Genomic DNA, 8,306 nt, shown 5'->3' on the forward strand with positions numbered 1-8,306 from the left:
CGAGCGAGCGTGGCGGCACATCGAGCCCGCGCAGCTCGCCTACGGGCCGGTTGCGGGCATGCCCGAGCTGCGGCGAGCCGTGGCAGCCTATATCAACGTGTCGCGGGGTGTGCGATGCGAGCCCGATCAGGTCTTCATCACAGACGGAACGCAGAGCAGCCTGGAACTATGCGCACGCATGCTGTCCAATCCGGGCGATATCGGCTGGCTCGAAAATCCTTGCTATAACGGCGCGACGACTGCGTTCCGCTCGACGGGGCTGCGCATCATCCCCATCGACGTGGATGACGAAGGCATGGCACCGCGCGACGAGCAATGGCTTCATAGTCCCCCGAAGCTCATCTATACGACGCCCTCGCATCAGTATCCGCTCGGATCGCTGATGAGCATGCGGCGCCGCGCCGCGCTCGCGGACAAGGCTCGCGCAACCGGTGCTTGGATCATCGAGGACGACTACGACAGCGAATTTCGCCACGGCGGAGAGCCGCTGCCCGCGATTCAAGGGCTGTATGCCGACGCGCCGGTTTGCTATCTCGGCACCTTCAGCAAAACCATGTTTCCCGCGCTTCGGCTGGGTTTCATGGTGGTCCCGCCCGTATGGGCGGAACGCTTCGCGAGCACGTTACGCGAACTCGTGCACCGCGGCCATCCGGCCGATCAATTGGCCATGGCCGAATTTATCGAAAGCGGCCTGTTCGCGCGCCACCTGCGTCGGATGAGGACGTTGTACGCGCAGAGGCGCCGCTGCCTGGAAACTGCGCTAGCCGCTCATCTCGGGACATCGTTGAACGTCCGGCACCGCGCGGGCGGGATGCATCTTTCCGCCGAACTCACGGTGCCGCTGCAGGACACGGAAATAGCGCGCGTTGCCGCCGATCGGGGCTTGCTGCTTCAGCCGTTGAGCCGTTATGCGGTGGCCGACGGCAAACGCTACAACGGCTTCGTTCTCGGCTACTCCGGACTCAGCGAACCAGCGATCGACGAAGCGGCGATACAACTCGCAAACATCATCGAGCGCCTACGGCGCCGGCCTTGAAGGATACATCCCGCTCGATGGCAGGTTGCAGCGGCTCGCCGGAGATCCGCAATGCAACGGTCGTCGCGACGGTGCTCGCATAGACGTTCAACGCGGTGCGGCCCATGTCGAAGAATGCGTCGATGCCGAGGATCAACAGGACGGCTTCGGGGGGCAGGCCGATCGCCGACAAGATGACGGTGATCGCCACGACGGCGCCCGACGGGACATTGGCTGCTCCGTCGATCATGATCGTCGTCATCACGATGATCGTGACGACGAGCGGCCAGGTCCACGTCAGGTGATAGACATCGGCAAGATAGCCGACCGCGAGCGCCGTGTAGAGTACGGCGCCATCGCGATTGAAGATGTATGACAACGGCAGGATGGTCGATGCAACCGTCGACGGCACGCCCATCTCGGTCAACTTCTTCAAATGCAGCGGATACGTGATTTCGGACGAGCGGGTGGTGAACGCGAGAATGAGCGGCTCACTTACGTGCTTGATGACGGCACGCGCCGACAGGCCCGTCGATTTCACGATCAGCGTCAGCAAGAGGGCGAGGATCGCCATGCCGAGGTATGCCACGCCGAGCAGCTTCAAGAGCGGCGTCAGCGCCGATACGCCCTTCGAGGCAAGCAGCGCCGCCAACGCCGCGAAAATGGCGATCGGCGAAAATGCGATGACCCATTCGGTCATCTTGAACAGCGCCGCCAGCGCCGAGTCGAGCACGGCAACGAACGGCCCCGCCTTGTCCTGCACCGCCGCCAGCGCCGAGCCCAGTAATACGCCGAACACCAGCACGGGCACCGAATTGCCCGAAGCAAGGGCCGACACGATATTCGCGGGTACGAGATCGACGAGGAATTGAATCCAATCGACGCTGCCGGCGAGGTTCTTCGGCATGGCCGCCGTTTCTGCCATGCTTGCGCCGATACCCGGGTGAAACAAGAAATTGAGACCAAGACCGAGCGCGGCAGCCACCACGGTGGCCACGATGAAGAACGCGATGCTGAGAAAGGCCGTTTTGCCGAGGCTACCGCGCTGCACGCCCGCGCGGAATGCGCCAACGGTAACCGACAGCAGGATCAACGGCATGACGACCATCTTGATCGCATGCGCGAAAATCGTGGAGAGGAACGACAACTTGGCGGCGCACGACGGCGCCAAGACGCCGAACAACGCCCCGAGCACGAGCCCGGAGATCATTTGTAGCGGGACGGGAATCCTTTTACGCGGGTTTGTCATGTTGGCCTCGGATCAATTTGATTCTTGCGTCGGTCCCATCCAGAATGTGATTCCACATGTGCCGACGTGCCGCTTCGGGCTCTTTTGATTGAATGGATGCGTAAATGCTAAGGTGCTCCACCGTTCCGCGCCGCACCGTCGCCGCATCGTCTCGATGCAATTCGTTGAGCGCGAGCCCGCTTTGGGCGCGTAACATCCGGTAGGACGTATAAAGCCGATCGTTCCTCGCGGCCTCGAACATTTCCTGATGGAATACCCAACCGATTCGCTGCTCCGTCATCAGATCCGCCGGCTCTTCGTCGACGACGCGGCGCAATTGGTCCGCCGCAGCCACCAATCCGTCCGTAGTGCCGTTGATCGCGGCCAAATAGGCCGCCGTACTCTCCAACGCGAGCCGCACCTCGAAAATCTCGCGCAAGTCCATCTTCGTCGGCGCGGTTACATAGGTGCCTTTGCGTGGAATGACTTCGACCAAACCTTCCACGACGAGGCGCTGTATGGCGGATCGGACCGGCATATGGCCGAGCATCAGTTCATCGGCCATATTGCGCGGAGAAAGAGCGTTTCCCGGCAAGAGCCGCCCATCCAAAATCCGCGAGCGAATCTGCGTATAGGCCGTTTGTGTGTCGGATTGACGATCTTCCGTCATCTGAGATCTCAGTCAGTTTGTTATCACGAAGGCTTTCTGGTTCGCGTAGAGGCTACCCTATTGCACCGCGGACAGAACCTGTTATTTTTCTGAGTATAACCGTTTCGGCAATTGACGTAACTCTCACGATATCGCCATCAGACATTTCTTAATCGAAAAATAGACAAACCTGTCTTTACTCATCAATTGAGAACGCACCCTCGTAACCCCGATTCGGATCACTCGACAGACCACTGTATGCCCGACAGTCCCGCGCTTTTCTCGATCCATGCAGTCTCGGCCCAGCACGTCCTACCACTGCGCCGCGTCGTCCTCTTGGACAACCAAGCCGACTCGTGCCGCTTTCGCGGCGACGACGACCCGACGACGTTGCATCTCGCCGTCTACCAAGGTGAGTGCATCGTCGCAGTGGCGACCGTGTGCCGCGAAGCGTTACCCGGATCGCAGGACGATACGGCCTGGCGCCTGCGCGGCGTAGCAGTAGAAGAACGCCTACGAGGCTGGGGGTTCGGCCGCACACTCATGAAGGTGTGCGTCGATCACGCTCGCCGGCACGGTGGCAGGCTCGCCTGGTGCACTGCTCGCGAGACGGCTCGCGGCTTCTATGAAGCGCTCGGCTTCGCTTCTTCGTCGCCGCCATTCCGATTGCCGTCGAGAGGCGACCTTCTTTTCTATGAAATGCACTACGCGTTGTCGGGCCGCCCGGTGTCAGACGCCGAACGAGTATGAGTTCGCGCGGCCCGTCGCCGCGAGCCCGCTCAGACTTATGTCAGAAGCGGCACCAGTTGCCGATTGATGCGAGGCTCGATCGCGCGCGCGTCCTTCGCCAGGTTGACTTGCTTCGTCGATTTCGCGACTTCGACGAGATGGGGGCTGATCGGATACGAGCCTCGGTTCATCAGCCAAACGAGTACATCGGACAAGTGCCAAACGGATGGATTGCCCTCGTGGACCGGCAAGGGAAAGTCCGATGCATGCGTGAGCATGAGCTTACGCATGTTTTGCCGCGTGACGCCCGCCAGATCCGCGACGTCGGTCAATCCGACGAAATCCGGCCCGGCCTCGACTAGGCGAGCCGATGGAACGGCCCGCTTGATGTCACCGAGCGCCGTGAAAATAGCCGACCAAGCATCGGGGCTCTCGCGGGTGAATGTAAGGGCAATCCGCCCCGGTTGCCCCACCCCAATCGTGGCATCGTCGCAACCGGCTTCGAAAAGGCGTTCGACGATGTCATCGTGATCACGATCGTGATCTGAAAGCTGATACTTGAGCGTAAAACTGTAACTCATTAGGACTCCTTATTTCCTGAGCGCAGCTTCGACTTAAGGGTGGCAATCTGGCGCAAGACCGCGCAATGATCGACGACGCGCCTCAAATCCTTCGCGTGACTGGCTGCGCAGCGCGGCGTGCTCCAGATGCTCGTCATGCAGAACTCACCGCAGCGGCAATCGGCGTTGTTGTAAGGACACAGCATCTTGCCCCACGCGTGCCCGTTTCCCTTCTTGGGTTCAATTCGCCAACCGCACGCCTGCGCATACGCGAGCGCCGCTTCGATTTCCTTCTTCGGATGTGGTCGTTGCATTCGTCAACGCGGCAAGAATACCGCTCAGTAGTTGGGTTGTCAATCGACAACCACGATTTATGGACGAATACAGCGTACCGGCGCAGCGGTTCGACGAGGAGTCGGCCGAACGGCCGAAGCGGCGCGCGCGGTCGATGGCGTCATGCCCTATGCGTTACCGTCCAACCGGGACTGCGACGCGTCAAATCCAGGTCGGTGGCGATACCTTCGGCATCCGCCTGGACCCGAGACCGCTCGTAGGTTGTGTAATGCGGATATCGCTCTTCCTAACCGCATACGGCCGCCAATCGGCGCCGGTTGCGATCCTTCGCTCAGTGGGATAGCCAGCCATGTGACGTGCGAATTCTTCTTGGCGCGTATAGGCATCCTGCGGAAACTGAAACGTCTCGGTTAAATAACCGTATACCGGCCCCTTGAACCCTCGGCGTCTCAAATGATGGAATAGACCCGCGCTGAAACTGAACTCCGGCTCGCAAACCTCGCCCAGCGTGCCGCTGCGAAATCGCGGCAGCCAGTCGGGATTCGACGCGACATATTCCTTGCCCGCACCGCTCCAGCACGAGTTCGGCCGAACGTCGGCGTCAAGCGGAAGCGACATCTGCATCAGCAGCTCAGCCACCTCTTCCGCCGTGACTAGCGAGCCGGCGTCCGAAACAATATATTGTTTTCCGGGGAACCCATGCCCTTGCACGTAGACTCGATGTGTCGGTTCCGTTCCCGGGTCGGTTGCTCGGGCGGCCCCCTGTGTTCGCGTAAAGTCCATCAACGTATGCTTCCCCCGGGCGCGGGAATGGTTGAGGAGAAATTCCAATACTTCACGTCGTTCCGCACGTGCGTTGCGCAACTCCCGCTTGACTCTGTGGTGAAACCGCTGCCGTTGAGCCTCGTCCTTGAAAATGGGCTGAACCGGCGACTTGCTTTTGGAAAACCTATGCAGGTTCATTCCCAACGCATTTCCAAAGAAATTGTTCTCGTTGTTATGCGGGGACACAATGTAACATTGCGTTCGATTCGGTTGACGCTCTCGATTCGGCAGAGAGAGCGGACAATCGGTCGACGCCCTGTAACTTGATGCGCGGCAAGGCCGTCTCGCACCGACGGTTGGGTGCGTCTGCAGCCCCTGCTCGTCGCCGCCTGCACCGAGGGCGATGCTTCTTGGCACAATCCGGGCCTCCTGGCCGGGCTGGACGGGTATCTGGAACCGATCGCTTGCTGCCGGTATCTCCCGGACGCCCCGATATACTCGAGGCTCTCGCTCGAGTTCGAACCGGAACGCCTCGCTTACACTCTGGGAATCTCGGACGCTTTGATGCCCGCCAGCCTCTCGCGCACCGTCAGAGGCCGGGCAGGGCGGCGTGAAGTGCAGCGCGGGCACGGGCCGCCTATCGAGCGTCGACCGGCTCATGCCGCGCGAACCCACGGCACTCGCTATCCAGTCGCCTAGCCCGCAGTTCATCGCGCGACTCTTCGAGCTGCGCACGCGAGGCAGCACCGCCTCTTTTTCGAACATATCGGTGAGCCCCTTTTTTTGCGCTAGCAGCGGCCGAGCATCTGCTCGGCATTATTCAACGGTGTCATGCTGCCAAAAGCAAACATCGTTGACGCATTAATTGGGAACAACGCCGAATAGTAAAAAACCCCGACGACGGGACTGAGCTGCATCCCAAAGGTTGAGCACTACTGATTCAACCTGTGGAGCACTTGTCCCGCGTCGGGGTTTTCGCAGACCGCATGGCGCCGGCTAGTTAGCCGGCGCCGACGTGTACATCAGCCGCGCTGAGCGATCGGCTTGGCTTCGCGCGGCGTTTCGCCGATGAACAACTGACGCGGACGGCCGATCTTTTGCTCGGCTTCCGAAATCATCTCGTTCCATTGGGCAATCCAGCCCACGGTGCGCGCCATCGCGAAGATGCAGGTAAACATCGACGTCGGGATGCCGAGCGCACGTTGAACGATGCCCGAGTAGAAATCGACGTTCGGATATAGCTTGCGCGATACGAAGTATTCGTCTTCGAGGGCGATCTTCTCGAGCTGCATCGCGAGCTTGAACAGCGGATCGTCATGCAGGCCGAGTTCTTCGAGCACCTCGTGGCACGTTTCGCGCATGAGCTTCGCGCGCGGATCGTAATTCTTGTACACGCGGTGACCGAAGCCCATCAGCTTCACGCCCGAGTTCTTGTCCTTCACCTGCTTGATGAACTCGGGAATGTTGTCGGACGAGCCGATCTGCTCGAGCATGTTCAGCGCCGCTTCGTTCGCGCCGCCGTGGGCCGGGCCCCACAGACACGCGATACCGGCTGCGATACAGGCGAACGGATTCGCACCCGACGAGCCGGCCAGACGGACCGTGGACGTCGACGCGTTTTGCTCGTGATCGGCGTGCAGAATCAAGATGCGGTCGAGCGCGCGCACGAGGACATCGTTGATCTTGTACTCTTCGCACGGGTTCGAGAACATCATGCGCATGAAGTTCGCGCTGTACGACAGGTCGTTCTTCGGATAGACGAACGGCTGGCCGATGCTGTACTTGTACGCCATCGCGACGAGCGTCGGCAGCTTCGCGATCATGCGAATCGCCGAAACGTCACGGTGATGGGGATCGTTGATGTTCAGCGAATCGTGATAGAACGCGGACAGTGCGCCGACCGATGCGACGAGAATCGCCATCGGGTGCGAATCGCGGCGGAAGCCGCGGAAGAAGAATTGCATCTGCTCGTGCACCATCGTATGGCGCGTGACGGTGCTGACGAACTCTTGGTGTTCCTTCGCGGTGGGCAGGTCGCCCTTGAGCAGCAGGTAGCACGTTTCGAGGAAGTCCGCGTTTTGCGCGAGATTGTCGATCGGGTAGCCGCGGTAGAGCAGTTCGCCCTTGTCGCCGTCGATGTACGTGATGGCGGAGTTGCACGATGCCGTCGACATGAAGCCCGGGTCATACGTGAATTTGCCGGTCTGGCCATACAGCTTGCGGATGTCGATCACATCCGGGCCCATCGTGCCCTTGTAGATCGGCAGTTCGACGCTCGGCGAGTTGTCGCTGAACGAGAGCGTGGCTTTAACATCTGACGGAGTCATAGCATCCTCAATCGAAGTTGGAACGGGTTTTCCGATCATGCGCGCGCAGCGCGTGCAACAATGCGGCGCTCAAACGGCGCGCAACAGGCCCAGCACCCGGACGACGTCCGGGTCGGAAAGGTCGCCTTCCGGTTCCTTGCGAGCGAGAAGCAAGTCCATCAGGTCGTTGTCGCTCAGCTCGAACAGACGTGTGAGCGCACCCACGTCGGCGTCGCTGAGGCTCTCCTCATAACGGCTGAAGAAACGTTCGAAAATCAGATCGTTTTCCAGCAAGCCGCGGCGCGCGCGCCAACGAAGACGCGCACGGCGCAGCGGGTCTGCCTGATGCGAAGCCGCATCAGTATGCTCCGTACCGCCCCCGGATGTCCCAAAGGACTCTTCGGGGGGCAGCGAGTGAAGCGAGGGTGAAGAAACGAGTTTCATGTTTCAAACCGCGCGGCGCACCATCAGTTCCTTGATCTTGCCGATCGCCTTGGTCGGGTTCAAGCCCTTGGGGCAGACGTCGACGCAGTTCATGATCGTATGGCAACGGAACAGACGGTAAGGGTCTTCCAGATTGTCCAAGCGCTCGCCGGTCGCCTCGTCGCGCGTATCGGCGATGAACCGGTACGCCTGCAATAGGCCAGCGGGGCCGACGAACTTGTCCGGATTCCACCAGAAGCTGGGGCACGAGGTCGAGCAGCTCGCGCACAAAATGCATTCGTACAGCCCGTCGAGCTCTTCGCGCTCCTCGGGCGAC

General features: G+C 60.5%; 10 protein-coding genes. 2 read left to right on the forward strand and 8 right to left on the reverse strand.

Annotation, left to right across the window (positions count from 1 at the left end):
• Positions 1-1,036 (forward strand): PLP-dependent aminotransferase family protein (locus ACTHNZ_RS08145; RefSeq protein ID WP_440541994.1); only part of this gene is annotated, 1,036 nt, incomplete at its 5' end.
• Here the strand turns inward: ACTHNZ_RS08145 and ACTHNZ_RS08150 are convergent.
• Together ACTHNZ_RS08150 and ACTHNZ_RS08155 are read right to left on the reverse strand one after the other, a co-directional pair.
• Complete coding sequence (locus tag ACTHNZ_RS08150; RefSeq protein ID WP_440541995.1) at positions 1,008-2,264, reverse strand: dicarboxylate/amino acid:cation symporter; 1,257 nt, start codon at positions 2,262-2,264, stop codon at positions 1,008-1,010. The genes ACTHNZ_RS08145 and ACTHNZ_RS08150 overlap by 29 nt on opposite strands.
• A complete protein-coding gene (locus tag ACTHNZ_RS08155) occupies positions 2,248-2,913 on the reverse strand; it encodes a GntR family transcriptional regulator (RefSeq protein ID WP_440541996.1) in 666 nt (221 codons plus the stop codon). The genes ACTHNZ_RS08150 and ACTHNZ_RS08155 overlap by 17 nt, the downstream gene beginning before the upstream one ends.
• 237 nt (positions 2,914-3,150) lie before the next feature.
• Here ACTHNZ_RS08155 and ACTHNZ_RS08160 point away from each other — a divergent pair, with 237 nt between their 5' ends.
• On the forward strand, positions 3,151-3,642 hold the full coding sequence (locus tag ACTHNZ_RS08160) for a GNAT family N-acetyltransferase (RefSeq protein WP_440541997.1): 492 nt from the start codon (positions 3,151-3,153) through the stop codon (positions 3,640-3,642).
• A 35-nt stretch (positions 3,643-3,677) separates the two neighbouring features.
• Here ACTHNZ_RS08160 and ACTHNZ_RS08165 read toward each other — a convergent pair whose 3' ends face one another.
• The 6 genes from ACTHNZ_RS08165 to ACTHNZ_RS08190 form a co-directional block, all read right to left on the reverse strand.
• On the reverse strand, positions 3,678-4,202 hold the full coding sequence (locus tag ACTHNZ_RS08165; RefSeq protein WP_440541998.1) for a helix-turn-helix transcriptional regulator: 525 nt from the start codon (positions 4,200-4,202) through the stop codon (positions 3,678-3,680).
• Positions 4,202-4,495 (reverse strand): hypothetical protein, encoded by a 294-nt coding sequence (locus ACTHNZ_RS08170; protein ID WP_440541999.1) that lies wholly within the window; start codon positions 4,493-4,495, stop codon positions 4,202-4,204. The genes ACTHNZ_RS08165 and ACTHNZ_RS08170 overlap by 1 nt, the downstream gene beginning before the upstream one ends.
• A 181-nt stretch (positions 4,496-4,676) precedes the next feature.
• Entirely contained in the window at positions 4,677-5,438 is a 762-nt protein-coding gene (locus ACTHNZ_RS08175; RefSeq protein WP_440542000.1) for a hypothetical protein, read from the reverse strand.
• Between the two features lie 824 nt (positions 5,439-6,262).
• A complete protein-coding gene (gene gltA, locus ACTHNZ_RS08180) occupies positions 6,263-7,567 on the reverse strand; it encodes a citrate synthase (RefSeq protein WP_440542001.1) in 1,305 nt (434 codons plus the stop codon).
• Between the two features lie 69 nt (positions 7,568-7,636).
• Positions 7,637-7,957, reverse strand: a complete 321-nt coding sequence (locus tag ACTHNZ_RS08185) for a succinate dehydrogenase assembly factor 2 (RefSeq protein ID WP_440542003.1) — start codon at positions 7,955-7,957, stop codon at positions 7,637-7,639.
• 36 nt (positions 7,958-7,993) lie between these two features.
• A partial coding sequence (locus tag ACTHNZ_RS08190; protein WP_440542002.1) for a 4Fe-4S dicluster domain-containing protein occupies positions 7,994-8,306 on the reverse strand: 313 nt, incomplete at its 5' end.

This window comes from Trinickia sp. (assembly GCF_051953955.1).
Taxonomy (GTDB): domain Bacteria; phylum Pseudomonadota; class Gammaproteobacteria; order Burkholderiales; family Burkholderiaceae; genus Trinickia.